Origin of the sequence: Aureimonas sp. ME7, assembly GCF_903970965.1 — a bacterium.
Classification (GTDB): Bacteria; Pseudomonadota; Alphaproteobacteria; order Rhizobiales; family Rhizobiaceae; genus Aureimonas.
In genome coordinates, this window is the sequence record NZ_CAJCKW010000007.1 from 1 (window position 1) to 25,105 (window position 25,105).

The 25,105-nt window shown below is 67.9% G+C and carries 20 protein-coding genes; 8 read left to right on the plus strand and 12 right to left on the minus strand.

What is annotated here, in order from left to right:
* Nucleotides 1-739 precede the first annotated feature (739 nt).
* Entirely contained in the window at nucleotides 740-916 is a 177-nt protein-coding gene (locus tag H7A85_RS13040; RefSeq protein ID WP_182086386.1) for a hypothetical protein, read from the plus strand.
* A gap of 553 nt (nucleotides 917-1,469) precedes the next feature.
* Here H7A85_RS13040 and H7A85_RS13045 read toward each other — a convergent pair.
* Genes H7A85_RS13045 through H7A85_RS13080 form a run of 8 tightly spaced genes read right to left on the minus strand, consistent with a single transcriptional unit; the run spans nucleotide 1,470 to nucleotide 9,170 of the window.
* Nucleotides 1,470-2,699, minus strand: coding sequence for an acyl-CoA dehydrogenase family protein (locus tag H7A85_RS13045; RefSeq protein ID WP_182086387.1), 1,230 nt, complete (start codon nucleotides 2,697-2,699; stop codon nucleotides 1,470-1,472).
* Nucleotides 2,696-4,033: an LLM class flavin-dependent oxidoreductase gene (locus H7A85_RS13050; RefSeq protein WP_182086388.1), complete on the minus strand. Its 1,338-nt coding sequence runs from the start codon at nucleotides 4,031-4,033 to the stop codon at nucleotides 2,696-2,698. Before H7A85_RS13050 ends, H7A85_RS13045 begins: the two co-directional genes overlap by 4 nt.
* The gene (locus H7A85_RS13055) at nucleotides 4,033-4,833 is read right to left on the minus strand and encodes an aldolase/citrate lyase family protein (protein WP_182086389.1); all 801 of its coding nucleotides are present in this window, start codon (nucleotides 4,831-4,833) and stop codon (nucleotides 4,033-4,035) included. Before H7A85_RS13055 ends, H7A85_RS13050 begins: the two co-directional genes overlap by 1 nt.
* Nucleotides 4,834-4,840: 7 nt before the next feature.
* Nucleotides 4,841-6,163 (minus strand): LLM class flavin-dependent oxidoreductase, encoded by a 1,323-nt coding sequence (locus H7A85_RS13060; RefSeq protein WP_182086390.1) that lies wholly within the window; start codon nucleotides 6,161-6,163, stop codon nucleotides 4,841-4,843.
* Between the two features lie 17 nt (nucleotides 6,164-6,180).
* Nucleotides 6,181-6,933 (minus strand): amino acid ABC transporter ATP-binding protein, encoded by a 753-nt coding sequence (locus tag H7A85_RS13065; protein ID WP_182086391.1) that lies wholly within the window; start codon nucleotides 6,931-6,933, stop codon nucleotides 6,181-6,183.
* A 47-nt stretch (nucleotides 6,934-6,980) separates the two neighbouring features.
* On the minus strand, nucleotides 6,981-7,790 hold the full coding sequence (locus H7A85_RS13070) for a transporter substrate-binding domain-containing protein (RefSeq protein WP_182086392.1): 810 nt from the start codon (nucleotides 7,788-7,790) through the stop codon (nucleotides 6,981-6,983).
* Nucleotides 7,791-7,808: 18 nt separating this feature from the next.
* A complete protein-coding gene (locus tag H7A85_RS13075) occupies nucleotides 7,809-8,459 on the minus strand; it encodes an amino acid ABC transporter permease (RefSeq protein ID WP_182086393.1) in 651 nt (216 codons plus the stop codon).
* Between the two features lie 3 nt (nucleotides 8,460-8,462).
* On the minus strand, nucleotides 8,463-9,170 hold the full coding sequence (locus H7A85_RS13080) for an amino acid ABC transporter permease (RefSeq protein ID WP_182086394.1): 708 nt from the start codon (nucleotides 9,168-9,170) through the stop codon (nucleotides 8,463-8,465).
* A 170-nt stretch (nucleotides 9,171-9,340) separates the two neighbouring features.
* Here H7A85_RS13080 and H7A85_RS13085 point away from each other — a divergent pair, with 170 nt between their 5' ends.
* The 6 genes from H7A85_RS13085 to H7A85_RS13115 all read left to right on the plus strand — a co-directional run bounded on the left by H7A85_RS13085 (nucleotide 9,341) and on the right by H7A85_RS13115 (nucleotide 18,992).
* Nucleotides 9,341-10,240 carry a LysR family transcriptional regulator gene (locus tag H7A85_RS13085; RefSeq protein ID WP_182086395.1) on the plus strand — a complete coding sequence of 300 codons (900 nt, stop codon included), beginning with the start codon at nucleotides 9,341-9,343 and terminating at the stop codon, nucleotides 10,238-10,240.
* A 750-nt stretch (nucleotides 10,241-10,990) separates the two neighbouring features.
* Nucleotides 10,991-12,700 (plus strand): potassium-transporting ATPase subunit KdpA, encoded by a 1,710-nt coding sequence (gene kdpA, locus H7A85_RS13095; RefSeq protein WP_182086396.1) that lies wholly within the window; start codon nucleotides 10,991-10,993, stop codon nucleotides 12,698-12,700.
* Nucleotides 12,701-12,807: 107 nt separating this feature from the next.
* On the plus strand, nucleotides 12,808-14,862 hold the full coding sequence (gene kdpB / locus H7A85_RS13100; RefSeq protein ID WP_182086397.1) for a potassium-transporting ATPase subunit KdpB: 2,055 nt from the start codon (nucleotides 12,808-12,810) through the stop codon (nucleotides 14,860-14,862).
* A gap of 25 nt (nucleotides 14,863-14,887) precedes the next feature.
* A complete protein-coding gene (kdpC, locus tag H7A85_RS13105) occupies nucleotides 14,888-15,517 on the plus strand; it encodes a potassium-transporting ATPase subunit KdpC (RefSeq protein WP_182086398.1) in 630 nt (209 codons plus the stop codon).
* 125 nt (nucleotides 15,518-15,642) lie between these two features.
* Nucleotides 15,643-18,318 (plus strand): sensor histidine kinase KdpD, encoded by a 2,676-nt coding sequence (locus tag H7A85_RS13110; protein WP_182086399.1) that lies wholly within the window; start codon nucleotides 15,643-15,645, stop codon nucleotides 18,316-18,318.
* Complete coding sequence (locus H7A85_RS13115; protein WP_182086400.1) at nucleotides 18,315-18,992, plus strand: response regulator; 678 nt, start codon at nucleotides 18,315-18,317, stop codon at nucleotides 18,990-18,992. Before H7A85_RS13110 ends, H7A85_RS13115 begins: the two co-directional genes overlap by 4 nt.
* Before the next feature lie 515 nt (nucleotides 18,993-19,507).
* Here the strand turns inward: H7A85_RS13115 and H7A85_RS13120 are convergent.
* From H7A85_RS13120 to H7A85_RS13135, 4 genes are read right to left on the minus strand one after another with little or no spacing between them, the layout of a single operon-like run.
* Complete coding sequence (locus H7A85_RS13120; RefSeq protein WP_182086401.1) at nucleotides 19,508-20,455, minus strand: D-ribose ABC transporter substrate-binding protein; 948 nt, start codon at nucleotides 20,453-20,455, stop codon at nucleotides 19,508-19,510.
* A gap of 59 nt (nucleotides 20,456-20,514) precedes the next feature.
* Nucleotides 20,515-21,585, minus strand: a complete 1,071-nt coding sequence (locus tag H7A85_RS13125; protein ID WP_182086402.1) for an ABC transporter permease — start codon at nucleotides 21,583-21,585, stop codon at nucleotides 20,515-20,517.
* Nucleotides 21,582-23,141: a sugar ABC transporter ATP-binding protein gene (locus H7A85_RS13130; RefSeq protein ID WP_182086403.1), complete on the minus strand. Its 1,560-nt coding sequence runs from the start codon at nucleotides 23,139-23,141 to the stop codon at nucleotides 21,582-21,584. Before H7A85_RS13130 ends, H7A85_RS13125 begins: the two co-directional genes overlap by 4 nt.
* Entirely contained in the window at nucleotides 23,138-23,791 is a 654-nt protein-coding gene (locus tag H7A85_RS13135; protein ID WP_244631183.1) for a DUF2291 domain-containing protein, read from the minus strand. The genes H7A85_RS13130 and H7A85_RS13135 overlap by 4 nt, the downstream gene beginning before the upstream one ends.
* A gap of 365 nt (nucleotides 23,792-24,156) precedes the next feature.
* Between H7A85_RS13135 and H7A85_RS13140 the strand changes: the two genes are divergently transcribed.
* Nucleotides 24,157-25,044: a sugar-binding transcriptional regulator gene (locus H7A85_RS13140; protein ID WP_182086590.1), complete on the plus strand. Its 888-nt coding sequence runs from the start codon at nucleotides 24,157-24,159 to the stop codon at nucleotides 25,042-25,044.
* The last annotated feature ends 61 nt before the right edge of the window (nucleotides 25,045-25,105 follow it).

Below are 25,105 nucleotides of genomic sequence, written 5' to 3' on the forward strand. Positions count from 1 at the left end.
GAGCTGCGGACTTCCGTTGCTCTGGACATATCTGTCGCCCTCCTTGGGCGCTTGCTCTCACCCGGATCGTTGGGTCGCATCGGCCGGCAACCCGAGTGCTGACGATCCCATGATCAGTGGCAAACCTCGGGATTTGCTGGCCGAGTTCCCATCGCCACAGAAATACGCAACGCGCGTGTTTGCTCAGTTTGGAGAGTTATGGCCGAAAGCCGCTTTGGTAAGTCCGAACTGCGCTGGAGACCGCTACCGGTGGTCGATAAGGTTGGCGGGACCCCTTTAGCGACACACACAGGTCGTGATGACAGCATCACCGGCGGATTGCCAGTTCGTAGAGCATGTCCTCACCAACCAAAAAGCAATTATCGGGAAGCTGCCTTCGACAACGCAACGCAGGAGTGCTACACAAGCACCAAATACGTGCGACATAAGTTATTGAATTTGCTTATTGTATATCGGAAATTTGGCATTCCTTTCCTGGGCACCAGTTCCCCTGATTAGTCAGGGAAGCCAAAGTCTTACGCGACATCACGGGGTTAGGGTCGGCAGCCTGTTCAACAGGACTGTTCAACAGTGGCCCTTGCAATGCCCCGTCCGTTGAAGCGCTCAAGCACCTCCTACCATCAGTTCGTTCAGCGCATCCGGTCTGACATCACTGCGAAGGCCAGGGGTAGAACGCTGGTCGTTCCGGTCGGGGACGACAGTCATCTTTACCCTCTCCACGAAGGCGCAGGACGTCCGGTTGTCGCTGCGCACGCGAGACCATACCAAGGCCAAGCTTCGTCAGGCGGTCGTCCTCGGCTGTCTGGAGAGCGTCTGGCGAGCCGTACGTGACGGCCCTCGTACGGTGACCCATCAGGAAAACGTAACTCTGGCAGGCGACTGGGACCGAGCCCTCCTGGCGGACTGGAGCGGGTGATTCAACCCGATTTGTTCCTAGCCGAGCGCGCTGTGAGTTTGGACATGGAAGGTCGCCGTGGTTTCTCATTGAGGCAGGCGAAGCTCTCTCACCGGTCGCTGCGTCGCTCCAGCGCAACACTGACGGCAATTGTCGACCCGACCCCAATATCGCACGTTTCTTCGAGACGCCAATCCCAGCGTAGACCTTTTTCCATCGATAGAACGTCGCCTCGGCGACCCCATCTTCCAACAGATCTCGCCAACCATGCCTGCCGTCCGCACGCCGGGGCATAGGCGGTCGGCCTGCAATCCCACCGCTTTGCCATGCAGCGTCGGTCGCCGACCCGGACTGGATCCCTACGACAACGGCAACTCGGTCAAACGCGTCATGTGCGCGGCTAGAGGAATGGCTTGCTATCGCCTCCAATACGAGCAAGCAACCGTCGGCCTTCGTGGTCCCTCCGCCTCGCCGTTGCGCTTGATGAGCTCGATCGCGAGCATGCCACTGGGGTTAGGCGACCGACTCCGGTTCTTCTCGCGACAAGCCATCGTCCCCTCGCGATTCAGATCGATCAGCGGATCCCGAGCGTCGGCTGTGCGATGCCCAGCGCCTGCTTGCCGATCGTTCCCTTCTGCTTGTCGATGTTGTCGTGCAGCGACAACGTTCTGGCATTGCGCCAGTATAGATCGGCGGCGTGGCGACGTGCCGTCGATCGGGCACCGCACAGGACGAACAGGTCGCTACCGATCTGGACCGCCGACTGGCTGACGAAGACCTTGAGGATGTACATTCGCCGCGACAGTTCCGGTAGCACGTCGAAGTCGCCCGCGACGGCCCTGTCGTAGAGAGGCGCGATGCGCTCCAGGAGCGCGAGGCCCGCCTCGACGCCGACGGCGAGATCGGCGATGCGCAGCTGGACGTTGGGCTCGTCCGCCGTTCTTTCATAGCCGGCGGTCGGGCGCCGCTGCGTGTTGGTGTAGTCGATGGCGTAGGCGAGCGCGCCTTCGGCCATACCGGCCAGCATCGCCGCGAACCCGGTCTGGTACAGGGAGCCGAGCGTTCTGGCGCGCGGCACCGCACCCGGACCTCCGATCACCTGGGAGGCTGGAAGCGGGTATCGGTTCGCAATCAGGGTGCCGCTCGCGGTGGCGCGCTGACCCAGATTGTCCCAGTCGTCGATGATCTCGATCTCCGGGCGATCGAGGCGCAGGGGCGTCAGCAGCCAGTTGTCGGGCTCGGGAAGCGTCGTCGCCACGCAATGGATCAGCCCCCAGGCCGCGCCGGGGGAGCCGGTCGCGAAGACCTTGCGCGCGGTGACGAACCAGCCGTCCGGCGCGGGCTCGGCACGGGACGAGAAGCCGACCCGGTTGCCCGTGGCGTCGAAGCGGTCCGTCGGCTCGCTGCCGACGAAGCAGAACAGCTCGCCGCGCTCTCGGACACCGTCGGCGAAGGGTTCGGCGGCGGCGGCTCCGCCGACCTGCTGGATGGTCAGGAGGGCGTTGCAATGGGCGGAATAGATCTGCGCGGTGTTGGAGCACGCCCCTGCGAGGCGGCGCAGAAGATCGAAATAGTGCCCATAGGAGGTCCCCTCCCCCCATCCGATCCCGCCGAGCCGGCGCGGCAGCGGCAGGGCAAGGAGGCCGGCCCGGCGCAGCAGGTCGATGCTGGCATGGGGATAGGTGCCGTCGGTGTCCACCAGGGGCGCCATCTCGCGCAACGAGGGAAGCACGCGCTCCAAGGCCTCGTCCAGCGCCTCCGGCGTCGCGATGTTTGGGTAGCGACGGGCTGGAGCGGCGTTCATGGTGTGGCTCCGCTCGGCAACAAACCGAGATTGTCCCGCAAGGTCCGCCCGGAATACTCGTTGCGCGCCAAGCCGCGACGCCGTAATTCGGGCAGGACGAGGCCGACGAAATCCTCCAGCCCGCCCGGCAGCGTCGCGGGCATGATGTTGAACCCGTCCGCCGCGCCGCCCTCGAAGCGCTCCTGCAGCACGTCGGCGATCTCGCCGGCCGTGCCGATCACCTGCCAATGTCCGCGCGCGCCGGAAATGCGCCGCGCCAGATCGATCAGGGACAGGTTCTCCTCGCGCGAGAGCTTCATTAGGAGCGCGTGGCGCCCCTTGTTGGCCTCCGTCGCCGGCAGATCGGCGGGCAGCGGCTCGTCGAGCGGGAAGGCGTCGAGCCCGCCGGTTCCCAGATGCTGGCCAAGTAGCGCCAGGGCGACCGCGTCGGGCGTCAGCGCCTGGAGCTCGGCGAACTTGTCCTCCGCCTCGCCGCGCGTCCGACCGACGACGGGAAACACGCCCGGCATGATCGCCAGCTCGTCCGGCGACCGGCCGAAATGCGCCATCCGTCCCTTGAGCCGCCGGTAGAAGTCCTGCCCGTCCGCCAGCGTCTGGGCCGCCGTGAAGACGACCTCGGCGGTGCGTGCGGCCAGATCGATGCCGGCCTGCGAGGAGCCGGCCTGGACGACCACGGGGCGGCCCTGCGGCGAGCGAGCGGCGTTGAGCGGCCCGCGCACCGAATAAAACCGTCCCTTGTGGTCCAGCGCATGCAGCTTGGCCGGGTCGAAGTATCGGCCCGATGCGCGGTCGAGAACCAGCGCGTCCGCCTCGTAGCTGTCCCAAAGGCCGCGCACCACGTCGACGAACTCCTCGGCCCGGGCGTAGCGGTCGCCGTGCGCGTCCTGCCGGTCGCGCGAGAAGTTCCGCGCTTCCATGTCGGTGGTCGACGTCACGAGGTTCCAGCCGGAGCGCCCGCCGCTGATATGGTCGAGCGAGGCGAACGTGCGCGCCACCTGGTAGGGCTGGCTGTAGCTGGTGGAAACGGTCCCGACGAGGCCGATATGGCGGGTCTGGGTGGCCAGCGCGGCCAGAAGGGACAGCGGTTCGAAATGCGCCCCGCGCGATGTCTGTGCGGCGATGCCGAGGTCGGGCTCGCGGATGCCGGCGCCGTCCTCAAGGAACAGAAGATCGAACTTGGCATCCTCGGCAAGGCGCGCGAAGCGGACGTAGTCGTCGATCTCGAAGCCCGAACGCTCCGCGCTGTCCTGGTGGCGCCAAGCCGCGAGATGGTGGCCGGTAGCGTAGAGAAACGCGCCGAGCTTCATCGGGGTCCGGGAGCGGTCCTTCGCCATCAGGCCGCTCCCGCCGTGGCCATCGTGTCGAACGCCGACTTGATCCGTTTAGCCTCGCGCATCAGGAGCGTCTGGTCGGACGCGTAGAGGATCACCCGGATCCCCTGATCCTCGAGCAGGCGGACATCGTCCAACGATCCGGCGAAGGCACTGATGGAGAGGTCGTGGCGGGCGGCTGCCCGGACGATCCGGGCGCTCGCCTCGCGCATCGCGGGCGAACCCGGATCGGTTTCGCCGAGCGCCACCGACAGATCGCCGTAGCCGATGAACAACCCGTCGAGGCCCGGCACGGCCGCGATCGCCTCGACGTTCTCCAGGCCGTCGCGATCCTCGATCTGGGCGATCACCGCGACGTAGTCGTCGGCCTGCGTCAGATGTTCGGCGCGTGGAAGGAGCCCCCAGTTGGCGGCTCTCGTGGCCAGCGCGAAGCCGCGCTGGCCGTTCGCGTAGCGGGCGGCCGCGACGATCGCCGCCGCCTTGGCCGGTGTGTCGACATGGGGCACGATCACGCCGTTCGCCCCGACGTCGAGCGCCCCCAGGATGGCATGCGCGTCGGCGCTCGGCGTGCGCACCAGGGCGGCGATGCCGGCCGCGCGCGCCGCCAGCACGGCCTCGTCCGTGCGGTGGCGGTCGAAGGGGGCGTGCTCCTGGTCGACGATCACGAAATCCCATCCGAGCGCGCCGAGGATTTCCGTCGGCTGACCGGTCAGGAATTTCAGGAAGGTGCCGAGCAGACGCTCGCCGCCGCGCAGCCGGCGCCGGAATTCGGCCTGCCGGGTCAATTGATCTTGAAAGCGCATCGACATCTCACGGATCGGCGGGATTGCGGTCGGGATGGGCGGGGAACAGACGGGCGCGCAGGGTCGGTGCCTCGTAGGCCTCACGGAACAGGCCGCGTCGGCGAAGGATCGGCAGGACCCTGGCGTAGAACAGGTCCGCATCGCGCGGTAGAAGCGGCGGCTTCAGGTTGAAGCCGTCGCAGGCGCCCGTCGTGAACCAGTCCTCCATGACGTCGGCGACGTCCTCGGCCGTTCCGACCACTTCGAGATGGCCGGCGGTGACGGCATGCCGGCGCGCCGTCTCGGCGAGCGTGTAGCCGCCGCGCCGCGCCAGCGCGATGATGTTGTCGCGCCGGGTCTGGCCGGCATTGGAAGGAGGAACCTCGGGAAAGGGCTTGTCCCAGTCCTGCGGTGCGAACGGCACGCCGCCGAGCTGGTTGGATAGCATGTCGACGGCCTCGGCCGTCGGGATCAGCGCCAGGAGTTCGTCGTAGCGCGCCTCGGCCTCCTCGCGCGTCGCGCCGATGAAGGGCGAGATGCCGGGCATCACGTGGAGCTGGTCCGGGCCGCGGCCGTAGCGTTCCAGCCGGCCCTTCAGGTCGGCGTAGAACGCGCGCGCCGTGTCGATATGGTCCTGCACGGTGAAGACGCATTCGGCGGTCGCGGCGGCCAGTTCCATCCCATCGTTCGACGAGCCGGCCTGGAAGATCACCGGTTCGCCCTGCGGCGAGGGGCCGACGTTCAACGGGCCCCGGACCGAGAAGTGGGGCCCGACATGCTCCGTCAGGCGGACCTTGGCCGGATCGAAGTAGACGCCGCTCGCCTTGTCGAAGCGAAAGGCGTCCGCGTCCCAGCTCTGCCAGAGCTTGCGCACCACCTGCGCGAATTCGCGCGCGCGCCGGTACCGGTCCGCATGGCGATAATGGGTGTCGAGGTTGAAGTTCTGCGCTTCGGGCAGGAACGACGTCGTCACCAGGTTCCAGCCGACGCGGCCGTGGCTGATGAGGTCGAGCGAGGCGAACCGGCGGGCCACGTTGTAGGGTTCGTTGAACGAGGTGGTCATCGTGGCGACGAGCCCGATCTCGCGCGTCACCATGGCCAGAGCGGCCAGGAGCGTGGACGGATCGAAGGAGGAGGCCTGGGGCGTCATCGCCTGGTTGGCGCGCTCGGCGGCCGTGTCGGAGAAGAACAGGAGATCGAGCCCCGCCGCCTCCGCCTCGCGCGCGATCCGGGCGTGGTAGTCGAAGTCGTAGGCGACGTTTTCCGGCGCCTCGGGGTGCCGCCAGGCGCCGAGGTGGTGGCCGAACGGAAAGATGAAGAGGCCGAGCGTCATCGTGCGGGATGCGAGCATACGGGTAACGTCCGGTGTCAGGCCGCGAGCGTGCCGGCGAGCCCACCGTGCACCTGCGCCAGGAATTGCCGCAGACGCGGCGTCTGAGGATCGAGGAAGAGAGCATCGGGCGTACCGGTCTCGACCACGCGCCCATGGTCCATGAAGACGACCCTGTCGGCGACCCGGCGCGCGAAGCCGATCTCATGGGTGACGCACACCATGGTGACGCCGGCCGAGGCGAGTTCCATCATCGCCTGCAGCACCTCGCCGACCATTTCCGGGTCCAGCGCCGAGGTGGGCTCGTCGAACAGGAGGATCTCCGGGTTCATGCAAAGCGAGCGGGCGATGGCGGCGCGCTGCTTCTGCCCGCCCGACAGCTGCCCGGGAAACTTTTGCGCATGCGCTTCCATACCGAGCCGGCGCAGCTGCTCGAGCGCGGCCTCCCGGCTCTCGGTCCTCGATCGCCTCAGGACGCGCCGCTGCGCGATCGTGCAATTGTCGAGCACGGTGAGATGGGGAAACAGGTTGAAGTCCTGAAACACCATTCCGACCTTGCCGCTGAGAGCTCTCGCCGGGTCGACACGACCGTGGAGCGCCTCGCCGCAGACGGAAAGCGTGCCGCCGCTCACGCTTTCGAGGCCTGCGAAGCAGCGGATCAGCGTCGACTTGCCCGAGCCGGACGGGCCGCACACGACGATCCGCTCGCGCCGGTCGACCGCCAGCGACACCTCGTCGAGGACCAGGGCGTCGCCGAAGGATTTCGAGATGGCTTGCGCCTCTATCAGCATGTCGATGCTCCGGGGACGGACGGGGCCACGAGCCCCGTCCGAATGGGTCAAAGGACGGGAAACTTCGGCAGCGGCGCGTTGAACCACTTGGCGTGGATGGCATCGAGTTCGCCGTTGACCTTCACGAAGTAGAGGAAGGTATCGAACCAACGGCGCAGGTCGTTGTCCTCGCGGCGCACGGCGATGCCGTTGAACTGCTGGCGGAACAGGATCTTCGATTCGGCTTCGAGCGAGGGATTGGCCTTGTTGATGATGCCGACCACCGTCGAGGCCGAATTGGTGATGGTGTCCACTTGGCCCGACAGAAGGGCCTGGATCATGTCGGCGTCGCTCTCGAAGCGACGGATGTCGGTCCCTTCAGGGGCGTTCTCGACGGTGATCTGCTCGTTGGTCGTCCCGCGCGAGACGCCGACCCGCAGGTTCTTGAGGTCGGCCACCGTCTCGACCTTGGTGGCCTTGGCGGCGATGATCGACAGATCGGTGCCCGAATAGGGCTGCGAGTAGGCGATCTGCTTGGCGCGGTCCGGCCGGATGCCGACCACGTTGAACAGGGCGTCCACCTTGCCGGACAGAAGATAGGGGATGGCGTTGGCGAACACGGCGGGAACGAGTTCCACCTCGACGCCGAGGTGCTTGGCCGCCAGGCGTGCGACGTCCACCTCGTAGCCGACGAGCTCGCCCTTCTCGTCGACCGAGCCGAACGGAGGGAACTGGTCGATCACGGTGACCACCAGCTTGCCCTTCGCCAGAACCCGGTCGAGGCTGGCATCGACCGGATTGTCCTGTGCCCGCGCGGCGATTCCGGGCCCAAAGGCCGCCGCCAGGGCGACCAGCGCGATCGCGAGTGTCTTTCGCATCCGTCTCATCTTTTCCATCTAGGTTGTCAGGGGGAACTTGCGCTCGAGATGCTGGCAGAGCTTCGACAGCGGCCAGCACATCAGGAAGTAGAGAAGCGCGACCAGCCCGAAGATCGTGAACGGGTTGAACGTCGCGTTGTTGATCGTCTGGCCGGTCTTGGTCAGCTCCACGAAACCGACCACCGAGGCGAGGGACGTCGCCTTGACGAGCTGGATGAAGAAGCTGATCGAGGGAATGAGGGACAGGCGCATGGCCTGCGGCAGCACGATGTCGCTGAGGATGGCGATGCGCGTCATTCCCAGAACGCGCGCCGCCTCGATCTGCCCCTTGGGCAGCGCCTCGATCGAGCCGCGCAGGATCTCCCCGAGATTGGCGCTGGCAAAACAGGCGAAGGACAGGCTGACGGCGGTCCACGGACCGACGTCGAAGCCCAGGAACACCGGCGGCGCGAAGAACGCCAGAAGCATGATGATCAGCAGCGGAACGCCCTGGAAGAAGCGGATCCACGCGATCGCGACCACCCGGACCGGCGCGCTGCGCGACGCGCGCATCAGCCCGACCACGAAGGCGCCGAGCGAGCCCGACACGAAGGCGACGGCCGCCAGCGCGATCGTCCAGCGCACCGCCGACACGATCATCCAGACGTCGTAGGAGGTGAAGTCCCGCATGCTTCAGGCCCGCTTCCAGGGAAAGGCCCAGAAACCGATCAGGCGCAGAAGACCGGCGACCGCCAGCGTCAAGACGAGGTAGACCAGCGCCATGACGCTGAACACCTCGAAGGAGCGATAGGTGTTGGACGCCACGATCATCGACATGCCCGTCAGCTCGTCCACCGCGATTGCGGAAGCCACCGACGTGTTCAGCACCAGAACGTTCATCTGGGCGCAGAGGGCGGGGTACATCCGGCTGACCACCTGAGCGAGGAGGATGTCGCGGATCAGCGCGACGGGCCCCATCCCAAGGACGCGGGCCGATTCGATCTGACCCTTGGGCAGGGAGACGATGCCCGCCCGCAGGATTTCCGCCAGATAGGCCGCCGAGTTCAGCACCAGAGCGAGAAGGCCCGCACCGAACGGCGTCAACCGAAGCCCGAGCGTCGGCAGGCCGAAGAAGATCATGAAGAGCTGCACGAGGAACGGTGTGTTGCGGAAGGTCTCGGTATAGGCGGAGACCAACCGACGGACCGGCCAGGGACCGAACACCCGGGCGAAAGCGAGCACTGCCGCCACCAGAAGACCGAAGACCAGCGACAAGGACGCGAGCCGGATGGTCACGAGCAGTCCGTCGACGAACTGCGCGCAATACGGAGCCAGGCTTTGGAAATGGAATCGGTAGTTCATCTCGGACAGGAAAAGGCCCGGTCGATCCGTCCGGCTCACGCTTCTCCAGAGAAGCCGGAAGCCAGCGAAGGGGACTCGAAAGCGGATGGCGACGACGCTCCGGAACAATCCGGAACCTGAAAAGTCTATATTTTTAGTATATTAGACTTCGCCGGGGTTTCGGGTCTATCGCTATAAGTTCGATCACAGCGTTCGATGGGATCGAAGACATGCGCGGGACCGATTTCGCCAATCTGAGGGCCTTCATGACGATCGTGGAGACCGGCAATTTTGCCCGCGCGGCGACGGCATTGCAGATCGCTCCCTCCACCTTGAGCTACACGATCCAGACGTTGGAGCAGCGCCTCGGCATCACGCTTCTTCATCGCACGACCCGCAAGGTGCTTCCGACCGAAGCGGGAGCGGGACTGGCGCGTCGTCTGGCGCCCATGCTGTCGGATTTCGACACCCTGTTGGAGGATTTCGTGGAGAAGGCCGCCAAGCCGACTGGCGTTCTGAAGCTCTGCATTCCCCGCATCCCGATGGCTCTCTACATGGAGCCGCTGCTCAGCGGCTTCGAGGCCGCCTATCCGGAGGTCACGATCGACCTGACGATCGGAGACTTCGTGACCGACATCACCGCATCCGGGTTCGATGCCGGCGTGGTTCCCAACCGCGATCTCGGCGACGACGTCGTCGCCATCAGTCTGGGAAAGCCACTGAAGCGGATCGTCTACGCTTCGCCGGCCTATCTCGCCCGCTTCGGCACCCCGCGGCATCCGGAAGACCTCAAGCGACACAATTGCATCAACTACCGGGGTTCGTTGACGGGGCAGATCTACGACTGGGAATTCCAGAACGACGGCAACCGTTTCACCATGGCGGTCAGCGGTTCGCGGATCGTTTCCGACACCACGTTCGCCCTATCGGCGGCGCTGAAGGGGCAAGGCATCGGCTACGGTATCGAGCAATTGTCTCAACCGTTCATAGAAGCCGGCAGTCTGGTCTCGATCCTGGACGAATGGATCGCACCGCATCCGGGGTTCGTGCTTGCCTATGCCAAGGTGCGCCATGCCACCGCGGCCATGAAAGCGTTGGCGTCGTATGTTCGCAACGAGAGGCGGCGGTAGCACGGCCGCGACGGAAGCCGGCGGTTCGAAGCCATACATGATCCGAGTCGAACCGCGATCCCAGACCCGCATCCGGCGAATACGCTTCCCAGACACATTCCAGCGCGGCTCGGCCTGGGTGCGTTTGGACGTATCACGACGGCTATCGGCATCGCCCGGCCGATGCCGATAGCGGCGAGATGCACGAGTTGTTGGATGGCCGAAGAATAGAGGAAACGCCCCCCCCCCCGATACATGAAATCCTCGTCGGCGAGGGCGCGTTCGGTGAGGATCGCGGCACCGCTTTTCAAAGCCGATCCGCCCGGAACCCGTTCCGACGGTGTCGGCACCGGGCTGCGTGGACCATGCGCAGGAGTCACCCGGCCCATGGGGCGATCTGGCGATCCGGGATCGCCGCCCGGCACGCCGGTGTCCTGTCGCTCGCAGGCGGACGTCGCCGGCGAGCTTTCCATCCGGCTCTTCGCGGGGCCGCGTTTTGGCGAAAACTCGTATGGATCCTTTATGCCGATCGGGTCCACTTGAACGGCGATCCCGAAAGGAGGGTTCGCATGTACGATCTGATCTACCTGGCCGTGGGGCTGGGCTTCTTCGCGTCGATGGGCGCCTACGCGCGCTGGGCCGGGCAGGCCTGACGATGTTCGACCTGATCCTTGGCGGCGCCGTCGCCCTCGCCCTGGCCGGATACCTCGTGTTCGCCCTCGTGCGTCCCGAGCGGTTCTGAATCCGTCCCGTCTGTGAAAGGCCTCTGCCATGACCGTCGTCGGCTGGCTGCAAATCCTCGTCATCCTCGCGGCCGTTGTCGCCTTCGCCGTGCCGCTCGGCGCCTATATGGGACGCGTCTTCGCCGGCGAGCGCACCCTCCTCTCGCCCGTTCTCGGGCCGATCGAGCGCGGCTTCCACCGCCTGGCCGGCATCGACCCGGCCAGGGAAGAGGGCTGGCTCGGCTACACGTTGGCCATGCTCGCCTTCAACGCGGCAGGCTTCGCGTTCCTTTATCTTCTCCTGCGCTTCCAGGGCGCGCTGCCGCTCAACCCCCAAGGTTTTCCCGGCCTGTCGGCGCATCTGGCCTTCAACACGGCCGTTTCCTTCGTGACCAACACGAACTGGCAGAGCTACGGCGGCGAGACCACGATGAGCCACCTCAGCCAGATGGCAGGGCTTGGCGTGCAGAACTTCCTGTCCGCGGCCACCGGCATCGCGCTGGCGGTCGCGCTGGTGCGCGCCTTCTCGCGCTCGGGCGCCCAGACCGTCGGCAACTTCTTCGCCGACATGACCCGCGCCACGCTCTACGTGCTGCTGCCGCTCGCGATCGTCACCGGCATCTGGCAGGTCGCGATGGGCACGCCGCAGACCTTCGAGGCGTCCGCCACCGTCCGCACCCTCGAGGGCGCCGACCAGACGCTGCCTCTCGGCCCCGTCGCCTCGCAACTCGCGATCAAGCAGCTGGGCACCAACGGCGGCGGCTTCTACAACGCCAACTCGGCCCATCCCTACGAGAACCCCTCGCCGCTCTCCAATGCGCTGACGATCTGGCAGATGCTGGTGATGTCGGTGGCCCTCGTCTTCGCCTTCGGCCGGTTGATCGGCGACCGCCGCCAGACCTTCGCCATCCTCGGCGTCATGGGCATCCTGCTCGTCGGCGCCACGGCGGTCTGCTACTGGGCGGAGGCTGCCGGCACGCCGGTCCTCACGGCCGCCGGGCTCGATCCGTCGGGCGGCAACATGGAAGGCAAGGAGGTCCGCTTCGGCATCGCCGGGTCCGCCTTCTTCGCGTCCGCGACCACCGGCCTGTCGGACGGCGCGGTGAATGCCATGCACGGCTCCTTCACGCCGATCGGCGGCATGGTTCCGATGGTCCTGATCATGCTCGGCGAGATCCTGCCGGGCGGCGTCGGCTCCGGCCTCTACGGCATCCTCGTGATCGCGATCGTCTCGGTCTTCGTGGCCGGGCTGATGATCGGGCGCACGCCGGAATATCTCGGCAAGAAGATCGAGGCGAAGGAGATGAAGATGGCGGTCCTGTCCCTTCTCGTCCTGCCGGCCGCGATCCTCGGCTTTTCGGCGGTGTCCGCCGTGCTGCCCGCCGCGCTGTCGGGGCTCGGCAATGCCGGTCCGCACGGCCTGTCGGAGATCTACTACGCCTACACCTCCGCGGCGGGCAACAACGGCTCGGCCTTCGGCGGCCTGTCGGCGAACTCGCCCTGGTGGAACACGACGCTGGGGCTGGCCATGCTGATCGGCCGCTTCGCCACGGTCGTGCCGATGATGGCGATCGCCGGCTCGCTGGTGGCCAAGACCAGGCTCGCACCCTCCGCGGGCACGTTCCCGACCCACGGTCCGCTGTTCGTCGGGCTGCTGGCGGGCATCATCCTGATCCTCGGCGGTCTCCAGTTCTTCCCGGCCCTCGCGCTCGGCCCGATCGCCGAGCAGGTGCAGATGCTGGCCGGCAGGACCTTCTAAGGGTCTCGGGCGTGGCCCGGCCGGCTCGCGCCGGGCCGCCCACGATTTCCGTCTTCTTCCATCCTCGTCGCTCCTTCCGGGAGACCGACAACAAGGAACCCCCTTCCATGGCTGCCCAAGCCGCAACGTCCACCCTCCGGCCCCGCCTCGTCGGCCGGGCCACGGTCGACGCGTTCAAGAAGCTCAACCCCGCCGCCCTCCTGCGCAACCCGGTGATCTTCGTCACCGAAGTCGTGGCCGCCGTCGTCACGGTCCTCTTCATGCGCGACATCGTGGCCGGCAACCCGCTCCTCTTCACCGGCCAGATCATGGCCTGGCTCTGGTTCACGGTGCTGTTCGCCAACTTCGCCGAGGCCATCGCGGAAGGGCGCGGCCGCGCCCAGGCCGACAGCCTGCGCCGAGCGCGCACCGACACGCTCGCCAAGCGCATGGCGTCGCCAGGGGACCGCCGCGCCATCCAGTCCGTCTCGGCGCTCGAGCTCAAGGTCGGCGACCACGTGCTGGTCGAGACCGGCGACCTCGTGCCGGGCGACGGCGAGATCGTGGAGGGCATCGCCTCCGTCAACGAGGCGGCGGTGACGGGCGAATCCGCGCCGGTGATCCGCGAGGCGGGCGGCGACCGGTCGGCGGTGACCGGCGGCACCACGGTGGTCTCCGACTGGCTCGTCGTGCGCATCACGGCGGAACCGGGCTCCTCGTTTCTCGACCGGATGATCGCGCTGGTGGAGGGGGCGGAGCGGCAGAAGACGCCGAACGAGCTGGCGCTCACGATCCTCCTCGTCGGCATGACGCTGATCTTCCTGATCGCGGTCGTCACGCTGACGGGCTTCTCCGCCTATTCGGGCATCCCGATCCGCGTGCCGATCCTCGTGGCCCTGCTCGTCACCCTGATTCCGACCACGATCGGCGGCCTCCTGTCGGCGATCGGCATCGCCGGCATGGACCGCCTGATCCGGCACAACGTCCTGGCCATGTCCGGCAAGGCGGTGGAGGCGGCGGGCGACGTCGACACGCTGCTGCTCGACAAGACGGGTACGATCACCTTCGGCAACCGCATGGCCTGCGAGTTCGTCGCGGTCCAGGGCGTGACGGAGACGGAGGCCGCCCACATCGCGGTCCAAGCCTCGCTGGCCGACGAGACCGCCGAGGGCCGTTCGATTCTCGTTCTCGCGCGGGAGAAGTACGCGATCTTCGTCCCGGACGCCCCGCAGGAAGGATCGACCTTCGTTCCGTTCTCGGCCGCCACCCGGCTCTCGGGCGTCGACATGGGCGAAAAGACCATCCGCAAGGGGGCCGTGGACGCGATCCGGAAGTTCGTGCGCGAGACCGCCGGCCGCGAGGTGCCCGAGCCCACCGCCTTCACCCAGGCCGCCGAGCGCATCGCAAGATCCGGCGGAACGCCGCTCGGCGTTGCCGAGAACGGTCGCTTCATCGGCGTGATCCATCTCAAGGACGTGGTGAAGCCCGGCATCAAGGAGCGCTTCGCCGAGCTGCGCCGCATGGGGCTGCGCACCGTCATGGTGACGGGCGACAACCCGGTCACGGCGGCCGCGATCGCGGGCGAGGCGGGCGTCGACGACTTCATCGCCGAGGCCACCCCCCAGGACAAGCTGAACTACATCCGGGTCGAGCAGCGGCAGGGACGGCTGGTGGCCATGTGCGGCGACGGCACCAACGATGCACCCGCGCTCGCCCAGGCCGATGTCGGCGTCGCCATGCAGACCGGCACCCAGGCGGCGCGCGAGGCGGGCAACATGGTGGATCTCGATTCCGACCCGACCAAGCTCATCGAGATCGTGGGTATCGGCAAGCAGCTCCTGATGACGCGCGGCAGCCTCACCACCTTCTCGATCGCCAACGACGTCGCCAAATACTTCGCCATCATCCCGGCCTTGTTCGTCGCCGCGATCCCGGAACTCGGGATCCTCAACGTCATGCGGCTCGGGACGCCCGAAAGCGCGATCCTGTCGGCGGTGATCTTCAACGCGCTGGTGATCGTGGCGCTGATCCCGCTGGCGCTGCGCGGCGTGCCCTACCGGGCGATGGACGCCGCAACGGTGCTGCGCCGAAACTTGGCTGTCTACGGCCTCGGCGGCATCCTGGTGCCCTTCGTCGGCATCAAGATCATCGACCTCGCGGTTTCCGCGCTCGGCCTCGCATAAAGCCGTACCTGAAAGAAGCACGACCATGCTTTCCCAACTCCGCGCCGCGGCCACGCTCCTTGGCCTCCTCACGATCCTTCTCGGGATCCTCTACCCCGCCGCCATGACGGCGATCGCTGGGGCCGTGATGCCCGCGCAGGCCCATGGCAGCCTCGTGATGCGTGACGGCCGGCCCATCGGCTCCTCGCTGATCGGCCAGGCGTTCGCGCAACCCGGCTACCTCCAAGGGCGCCCGTCGGCAGCCGGCAACGGCTACGACGCGTCCGCCTCGTCCGGCACCAATCTCGGGCCCACCAGCGCCAAGCTGGCGGACCGCGTAAAGACGGACGGCGCGGCCATGAAGGCGGCGACGGGGGCCACGACGCTTCCCGCCGACGCGCTCACCACGTCGGGCTCGGGCCTCGACCCCGACGTTTCGCCGGCCTTCGCCGACCTTCAGGTCGCGCGCATCGCCGCCGCGCGCGGGATGGAGGCCGAGGCCGTGCGCCGCGTCATCGCCCGGAACACCGCCGGCCGCACCCTCGGCGTCCTTGGCGAGCCGCGCGTCAACGTCCTGGCGGTGAACCTCGGGCTCGACGCGATCGCCCCGGTGCCGGCAACTGGGGTTCCGGGTCCCGGCACCCCGACCGCCTCGGCCACGACGCCTGTCGACTGACGAACGCATCTTGCGGTCCCGCCCACCGGACCGCACTGTCCGCTCCGCGGCACCGGCGGCTTCCACCTTGCCCCCGCGCCCGTGACCGTTCCCGGGTCCATGCCCCTAGAAGGATCAGACCGACGATGATCCAGGACGACGCGCCCCGCGCTTCACCCGACGCCCTTCTCGGCCAGGCCGAGCGCGCGGGGCGCGGCAAGCTGCGCCTGTTTCTGGGCGCCGCGCCGGGCGTCGGCAAAACCTACGCCATGCTCGGCGCCGCGCGCGCGGCCAAGGCGGGAGGGCGCGGCGTCCTCGTCGGGATCGTCGAAACGCACGGGCGGGCCGACACCGAGGCCATGGTCGCCGACCTCGAGGTGCTGCCGCGCCGGCTCGTCCCCTACAAGGGCCGCCTCGTCGCCGAGTTCGATCTCGACGCCGCGCTCGCCCGGCGTCCGTCGCTGCTGCTCGTCGACGAATACGCCCATTCCAACGTGGAAGGTTCGCGTCACCCCAAGCGCTGGCAGGACGTCGCCGAATGCCTGCGATCCGGCATCGACGTCTGGACCACGATGAACGTCCAGCACGTGACGAGCCTCAACGACGTCGTCCAGCGCATCACGGGCGTGCGCGTGCGCGAGATGGTGCCCGACACGACGCTGGAGGTCGCCGACGAGATCGTCCTCGTGGATCTGCCCTCCGACGAGCTCATTCGCCGGCTCGCAGAAGGCAAGGTCTATGTCGAGGACACCGCGACCCGCGCCACGCAGAACTTCTTCAAACCCTCCAACCTCACGGCGCTGCGCGAACTGGCCCTGCGGCAGGTGGCGGCCCATGTCGACTCGGACCTCGTGGAGCGCATGCAGGGCGGGGCGATCGAGGGGCCCTGGGCGGCCGGCGAGCGGCTTCTCGTGTGCATCGGACCCGACGCGCAGGCCGAGCGGCTGGTCCGCGAGGGCAAGCGTCTGGCCGATCTTCTCGACGCGCCCTGGCATGCGGTCACGGTCGAGCGTCCGGGCTCGGTGCCCGGGCCGAACGAGGCGTCCCGGCTGGATGCCTCGCTGCAGCTCGCCCGGAACCTGGGAGCGGACGCGCACAATCTCGTGGCCGCCGATCTTCCGACCGAGATCCTGCGCTTCGCGCGCTTCGAGAACGTCACCCAGATCGTCGTGGGCAAGGCGCGGTCGCGTCGCTTCCCGCTGCCTTGGTCGGAGACGAACCTCGCCGACGCGCTGGTGGGCCGGGCCAGGGGCGTATCGGTCCTCGTCCTGACCGAAGGCGAGCCGGCGCCACCGCCCGCATGGCGCTGGCCCGAGCCCGGCGGCTGGGTCGGCTACGGAGCGGCCCTTGCCAGCGTCGCCCTCGCGACCCTCCTCGGCACGGAGCTGGTTCGCTACGTATCGCTTCCCAACGTCTCGATGCTCTACCTTCTGGCAGTGCTCGTCCCGGCGCTCCTCCATGGCGTATGGGCCGCCGTCTTCGCCTCGTTCCTGTCGTTCGCCGCCTACAACTTCTTCTTCATCGACCCCACCGGCACCTTCACCATCGCGCGTCCGCACGAGCTTCTGGCGCTTGTCGTCTTCCTGATCATCGCCGTGACCATTTCGGCCGTCGCGGGACAGGCGCGCGAGCAGATGCGCGCCTCGGCGCGGCGCACCCGCGCCGCCCGCCGGCTCTACGAGTTCACCCGCACGCTTTCCGCGCTGCCCGACGCGGGCACCGTCGCCGATGCCGCCGCCACCGAGATCAACGCCGCGATCGGCCGCGCGGTCACGATCCTCCGGCCCGAGGCAAGCGATCTGGCGATCGCCGCCGCCTGGCCGCCCGACAACCGGCTCGACGTTCCCGCCCGCACCGCCGCCCGCTGGGCGCACGAGCACGGCGAGCCGGCAGGCGTGGGGACGCAGACCCTTCCCTCCAGCGGCTGGACCTTCCTTCCGCTCGTGGTCCAGGACAGCAAGGTAGGCGTCCTCGGCGTCGAGCGGCCCGCCAACGCCCAAGCTCTCGACGCCGAGGTGCGGACGCTCCTTTCGGCGCTGGCCGAGCAGACCGCCGCAGCCCTCCAACGCGCGCTCCTGTCGACCGAGGTGCGCAGCGCGCGAACCGCGGCCGAAACCGAGCGCGTGAGGAACATCCTCCTCGCCTCGATCAGCCACGACTTCAGAACCCCGCTCGCCTCGATCCTCGGATCCGCGACCGCGCTCATCGACTATCGCGACCGGCTGGACACCGCCGCGCGCGACGACCTCCTCGCCCAGGTGCGCGACGAGGCGCGCCATCTCGACCAGATGGTCCGCAACCTCCTGTCGATGACGCGCCTGGAGGCCGGCGCGCTGGAAATCACCAGGGACTGGATCGACCTGGGCGAGATGCTGGACCGGCAGATCGACCAGGCCCGCAGGCGCGGCGCGACCCAGCGGTTCGCGATCGACCTGCCGCCGGAGCCGATCCTCGTCTACGGGGACGGGGCGCTTCTCGACCAGGCGGTGGGAAACATCGTCGGCAACGCCGTCAAGCATGCGGGGCCGAATGCAGCCGTGACCCTGCGGGCGCGCGCGGAACCGGGCATCGTGGCGATCGCGATCTCCGACGACGGACCCGGCATTCCCCCGGATCTGCGCGGCCATGTCTTCGAGAAATTCACCCGGGCGCGCACGTCCGCCGCGGACGGCGGCGACAGCGCGGGGCTGGGCCTTGCCATCACCAAGGGCATCGTCGAAGCGCATGGCGGCACCGTCGAGCTGTTGGCTCCCGATGCTTCGCGCCCCAGCGGGACAACCTTTCTCATCAAACTGCCTTGCGAACGCGCGACCGGCCCATGACCCAGCCGACCATCCTCGTCGTCGACGACGAGCCCGCCATCCACCGCTTCCTCAAGCCCGTCCTCACCGCCGAGGGCTATCGCGTCGTCCAGGCGACGACGGGCGCCCAGGCGCTGGGGATGGCCGCCGACAGCGCGCCCGACGCCATCGTCCTCGACCTCGGCCTTCCGGATCTCGACGGCAAGGAGGTCATCCGGCGGCTGCGAGGGATCTCGCAGGTTCCGATCGTGGTGCTATCGGCGCGCGACCGCGAGGCCGAGAAGATCCGCGCCCTGGATCTGGGCGCCGACGACTATGTCGAAAAGCCCTTTGGGGTCGGCGAGCTGATGGCCCGGTTGCGCGCGGCCATACGCCATGCGAAGCCGAGAGCCGACGACGGCATTCTGGCGACACGGGACGTCGAAATCGACCTCGGCGCCCGCTTGGTCCGCAAGGGGGGTGACGAGGTTCGCCTGACGAAGCGCGAATTCGACGTTCTCGCCGTGCTCATGCGCCACGCCGGAAAGGTCGTCACCCACACCCATCTCCTGCGCGAAGTCTGGGGGGCGGCGAACGAGGGCGACACGCAGTACCTGCGCGTCTATGTCGGGCAGATCCGCCAGAAGCTCGAGGACGATCCGGCGGCTCCCCGCCTGATCCTGACCGAACCGGGCATCGGGTACCGCATGGTGTGAGACCGCGCGCGGAACGACATTCGGCACGCCGCGATCCTCGGGCTGGCCGGCTTCCTTTCGCTCGCACCGACCCTCGACGCCGCGTCGCCTGCGGTGCCGCACTCTTTCGGGACGGGATCCGGACGGGTCGGTGCGCCGGGTGACGATCGCAAGGGGGCCGGCGCAAAACCGTCCCGTTCCCCGCCGGCATTCCCGTCAACCCGGAGATCGCCTCGCCGCGGCACTTCGAGCGCCGAACGTCTTTGCGCAACCTCGGCGCCGAGGATCTTCTTTCAGCCAGGGCCGGACAGCGGCGGGCACAGTCGCGGTTGCGGTGGCTGCCAGCCGGACAGGTGTTCTCCGGGAAAACGGAGGGATGGCGGACCGGGCGCCCTTTCAACGGTGGGCGGTCGAAGGGCGGGGGTGGTGCCGCCACGATGCGCCACCACCCATTCGGTCATGCCGGACCGCCGATCCAAAGCGGGACGGCGTGGGGCAGCTCATGAGCCCCCCGCCCCCACCCTGGAGCGATGTCGTCAGGGCGCCAGCGTGAACGGCGCGGTGACCTTGTCGGCATTGTCCTTATTGATGAGGATGCAGTCGAAGAGCTGCTTCTCCTCGGCAACGCCCGTCGAGCCGTTCTTGATGACGTTGTCGGCCTGTTTCACCGCTTCCGCCGAGAACACGGCGACCGGCTGGAGCACGGTGTACTGGAGATCGCCCGCCTTGACGGCGGCGACCGCGTCCGGCGAGCCGTCGAAGCCGCCGACCTTGATGGCCGAAAGCTTGCCGGCCTCCTTCAGCGCCGCGACGGCGCCGAGCGCCATCTCGTCGTTGCCGGAGATCACGCCGATGATGTCCGGGTTCGCCTGCAGGAGGGACTGCATCTTGTTGTAGCCCTGCGTGCGGTCCCAGTTGGCGACCTCCTGGCCGGCCTTCTCGAGATCGGGATACTGCGTCAGCACCGTTTCGAAACCGTTGGAGCGGGTCTGGGCGTTGTTGTCGGACGGGGCGCCGAAGAGCTCGACATACTTGCCGGTGTCGCCGACCGCCTCGACCCAGGCCTGGGCGCCGAGCGCCGCGCCTTGCGCGTTGTTGGACACGAGCTGCGCCTTCGCGAGGCCCTCCTGGTTGATCTCGGCGTTGACGAGGATCACCGGAATGCCGGCATCCACGGCCTTCTTGACGGCGCCCACCGAGCCGTCGGCGTTCGCCGGGTCGAGGATAATCGCCTTCACCTGGCTGGTGATGGCGGTGTCGATCAGGCGGGACTCGGCGTTGGTGTCGCCCTTGTGGGCGGCGACCGTCGCGGTGTAGCCGAGCTTCTCGGCCTCGGCCTTGGCGACCTCGCCTTCCGTGAACCAGTAGGGGTTCGACGGGTCGTTGACGATGATCGAAATCGCGCCGTCGGCAAAGGCCGGGGCGGAGAAGATCGTCATCGCGGCGGCCGCGGCGGCGGCCAGAAGCGTCCGGTTCTTGCGCATGGGTTGTCTCACTCCCTGATGAATGCCGGTTTCCGGCGATGCTTGCCGTCGTGGAGGCGTCATGCCTTCGATGGCGAAGAGGTGGCGGCCGCCTTGGCGGGCCTCGGCCCGCGACGGCCGTACTGGATGGAGTTCAGGAGGACGGCGAAGACGATCACCGCGCCGGTGAAGACGGTCTGCCAATAGGCCGACACGCCGATGATCACGAGGCCGTCGGCGAGGAAGCCGATCACGAAGGCGCCAAGCATGGTGCCGCGGATGTTGCCGCGCCCGCCGGTCAGCGCCGCGCCGCCGATCACCACGGCCGCGATCGCCGTCAGCTCGTAGGTCGTGCCGGCGGTCGGGCCCGCCGAGGTCAGCTGCGAGGACAGGACGAGGCCGGCGATGGCCGCGCACACGCCCGACAGGACATAGACCAGGATGGTCACCCGCTTGACCGGCACGCCCGACAGCTCGGCCGCGCGCCCGTTGCCGCCGGTGGAATAGACCCAGCGGCCGAAGGCCGTGCGGCTGAGAAGGATGCTGGCGAGGATCGCCACCGCGGCCAGGATCAGGACGCCGATCGGCACGTTCGCGACGCGGTTGAAGCCGAGCCAGTCGAAGCCCGTGTTGCCGAGTTCGGGGCGGCCGCCGAGATTGTTGAAGGTTAGCCCGTTGGTCATCAGGAGCGCGATGCCGCGCGCCACGTAGAGAAGGCCGAGCGTCGCCACGAAGGCCGGCACCTTGAAGAAGGCGATCAGGATGCCGTTGGTGAGGCCGACGAGCGCGCCCACGGCGCAGGTGAGCACCACGACCACCCAGACCGGCGGGTAGAGGATGACCCCGAGGGGCTCCAGCGTCACGCCCTGCATCAAGGCGCCGGCGATCACACCGCAAAGGCCGAGCGTCGAGCCGACCGACAGGTCGATACCCCCGGTCAGGATCACCAGCAGCATGCCGATCGCCAGAAGGCCGAAGATGGCCACGTGCGAGGCCATGGTCAGGAAGTTGGCGGTCGAGAAGTAGTAAGGCGAGAGCGAGGAGAAGATCGCCACGATCGCGATCAGCGCGAAGAAGGCGCGTCCCTCCAGGAGGACGCGGCCGAGATCGAACCCGCTGCCGGACGCCTTGAGGGTGTTGGTGGTGCTCATGACGAAACTCCGGTTCCGTGCGCCACGGCTTCGCCCGAGGCGGCCATGATCTCTTCCTTGGTGGCGTCGGCGCCGAACTCGGCCGAGATCCGGCCGCGATGCATGACGACGATGCGGTGGGCGACGGCGAGGCACTCGCCGACCTCGGAGGTCGAGTAGACGACGGCGAGCCCCTTGCGGGCGCCCTCGGCGAGCAGCTTGAAGACCTCGGACTTGGCGCCGATGTCGATGCCCCGGCTCGGCTCGTCGAGAAGCACGACCCGGGGGTCGGTCGCCAGCATCTTGCCGATCACGACCTTCTGCTGGTTGCCGCCCGACAGCGAGCCGATCGGCGCCCCGCCCCCGTCGGTCTTGATGTGGACGTCGCGGATCGAGCCGGCGACGATCTCCCGCTCGCGGCGCTTCGAGGTGAAGAGCCCGCGCGTGAAGGAGCCTATAGAAGCGAGCGACAGGTTCTCGCCGACGCTCATGGTCTGGACGAGGCCGTCGCGCTGGCGGTCTTCGGGCACGAGAACGAGACCGCGCGCGATGCGCTGGGCGATGGACAGGCCCGACAGGTCCTCGCCTTCGAGGAGCACGCGCCCGCCGCTCGGCCGCAGCCGCCCGGCCACGGTTTCCATCATCTCGGTGCGCCCCGCGCCCATCAGCCCGTAGATGCAGACGATCTCGCCCGCTCGCACGTCGAGCGAAAAGCCGTCCACCACGGAGCGATCGGCCCGCGCGGCGTCGGGAACGCTCAAAGCCTCGATCCGCAGCGCGACCGCTCCGAACTCGTAGCCGGAAGGGGGCGAGCCGAGATCGTAGTTCTCGCCCACCATGTTGCGCACGATCCATTCCAGGTCGATCGCCGCGCGCGGTGCGGTGGCGGTCATCGCGCCGTCGCGCAGCACCACGGCATGGTCGGTGATCTCCAGCGCTTCCTCGAGATGGTGCGAGATGTAGACGATGGAAACGCCGCGGCTCTTCAGATCGCGGATCACCTTGAACAGGACCTCGACCTCGCTCGCGCTCAGCGCCGAGGTCGGCTCGTCCATGATCAGGATGCGCGACTTCACCGACAGGGCGCGCGCGATCTCGACGATCTGCTGCTGGCCGAGGCGAAGATCCTCGACCGGGGTGAGGGGGTCGATGTCCTCCTCGAGTTCCTCCAGGAGGAGGCGGGTGATCCGCTCCTCCTCGGCAAAATCCACCACGCCGGCCGGGCCGACGATCTCGCGGCCCATGAAGATGTTGTCGCGCACCGAAAGATTGGGCGCCAGCGACAGTTCCTGGTGGATGATCGAGATGCCGCCCCGGTCGCGCGCATCGGTGGAGGAGGAGAAGACGACGGGCTCGCCCTGGAGGACGATCTCGCCGGAGGTCGGGCGCACCACGCCCGACAGGATCTTCATCAGCGTCGACTTGCCCGCTCCGTTTTCGCCGAACAGCGTCGTCACCTGCCCCTTGCGGACATCGAAATTGACGCCCTTCAGCGCATGGACGTTGCCGTAGGACTTGGCGACGTCGCGCGCCGACAGGACGACCTCGCCCGCCGAGCTTTCGGGCGTCGCCGTCATCGAACGCTCACGGCGACCGGCGTCACCAGCCAGCTCTTCGGGTTGACGAGGCGGAAGACGCCGGTGACGTCGATCGTCTTTCCCGAAAGCGTAGCGCTGTCGATTCCGGCCAGAACGTCCTTCTTCATCTGGTCGTTGATGGCCGCGCCCGCGTTCTGGTACTCGATCTGGTTCTTGAACTGGCCGAAGACGATCGTGCCGGTCGCATCGCGCAGCTCCGTGCCGTTGATGGCGGGGCCGGTCTGGACGCGCACGGTGGTTTCCGGGGGCATGCCGGGGACCGCCACCTTGTAGAGGCCCGACTTGCCCTCGCCGACCGTTCCCGTGAACTTGACGGGGAAGACCGGTCCGGTGCCGCCGGCGATGCCGTATTTCTGCGTCGCCGCCGTCTTGTCGGCCGCCAGTTCGCCCGACAGCTGCGCGGCCTCGACCGCGCGACTTTCCACGCTCGTGCGGATTTCGGGAAAGGCTTTGGTGCCGTAGGTTTCCGGCGAGAACGCCGCAGCCTGCATGTCGTGCTCGCCGCCGATGGTGACGATGCGCGTGTCGAAGGCCATGGCTGCCACCAGCATGACCGCCAGCACGGCGGCGATCATGGCTCCGCGCGATCGCGACGGGCGGCGCGGCGCCGGTTCAGCCTGAAGGGTCATCGAACGCTCCTCGTCTGGGACGGCCGGGCGGCGGGCCACGCGCCCGCAAGGACGGCGCGCGGCGGCATCCGCCGATGCTCGATCGGCCGCCGAAGCGGGCATCCCGTTGCCTGTCGCATGCATCCATCCTCCCGGTGCCGTCGCGCTTCCGGGGCTCCATCTCCGGAAGCGGGGATCGCTCGTCTGCGACCCCTCGGCACGAGCGAAATTATTGACACTCGATCGAAGAATGCAATAGTTTTCTCATACTGAAAAATTTTGCAGTGCAGGCGACGAGCCAGGGAGGGCCGGTGCGCACGTCGAACAAGCGCGATGCCGACGAAAGCCTCGCCATCCGCGCGGCCTGGCTCCACTACGCGGCGGGAATGACGCAGGGCGAAGTCGCGCAGAAGCTCGGCGTGTCCTCCACCAAGGCGCATCGCCTGATCGCCTGGGCCTACCAGAACGGCGCGGTGAAGGTGTCGGTGGTGGGGGGCGTGGCCGAATGCGTCGCCTTGGAAGACGCGATCCGCGACGGGTTCGGGCTCGCCCATTGCGAGGTCGTGCCCGACCTCCACGAGGAGGACGGCCTGCCGCTGCGCGCGCTCGGCGGGGCCGGGGCGAACTTCCTGGAACGAGAGATCGAGGCGGGGAGCGGCGGCGTGCTCGGCATCGGCTTCGGGCGCACGCTCGCGGCCGCCGTCACCGCGATGACGCCGACGGGCTCGGGCGCCATGCGCTTCGTCTCGTTGATGGGGGGCCTGACGCGCAACTTCGCGGCCAACCCGCACGACGTCATCCACCGGCTGGCCGAGCGCACCGGCGCGCTCGCCTATGTCATGCCGATCCCCTTCGTCGCCAATTCTCCGGCCGACCGGGACGTCCTCGTGTCGCAGCGCGGCGTCGACGAGATCTTCGCCCTCGCCTGCCGCGCCGACCTGATGCTGATGGGCATCGGCACGGCGGAGGTGGACGCGCAGCTCGTCGGCTCCGGCATGATCCTGCCCGCCGAGATCGAGGAGGTGCGCCGGGGCGGCGGCGTCGGCGAGATGCTCGGCCACTTCCTCGACGAGGACGGCGTGCCGGTCGAGACGCCCTTGAGCGGGCGCACGGTCTCGCCCGCGCTCGACGACATTCGCGGCCGCCGGGCGGTGGCGATCGCCGGCGGGCCCGGCAAGGTGGCGGCGATCCGCGCCGTTCTGCGCAGCGGCGTCCTGACGGGGCTGATCACCGACGAGCGCACCGCGCGCGCGCTCATGAAGGGCCGGGAATGAGGGAGCGGACCATGGGAAGGCAGGAGATCGCGCGTGCGGCAGGCGCACCGGAGGCCCGGAG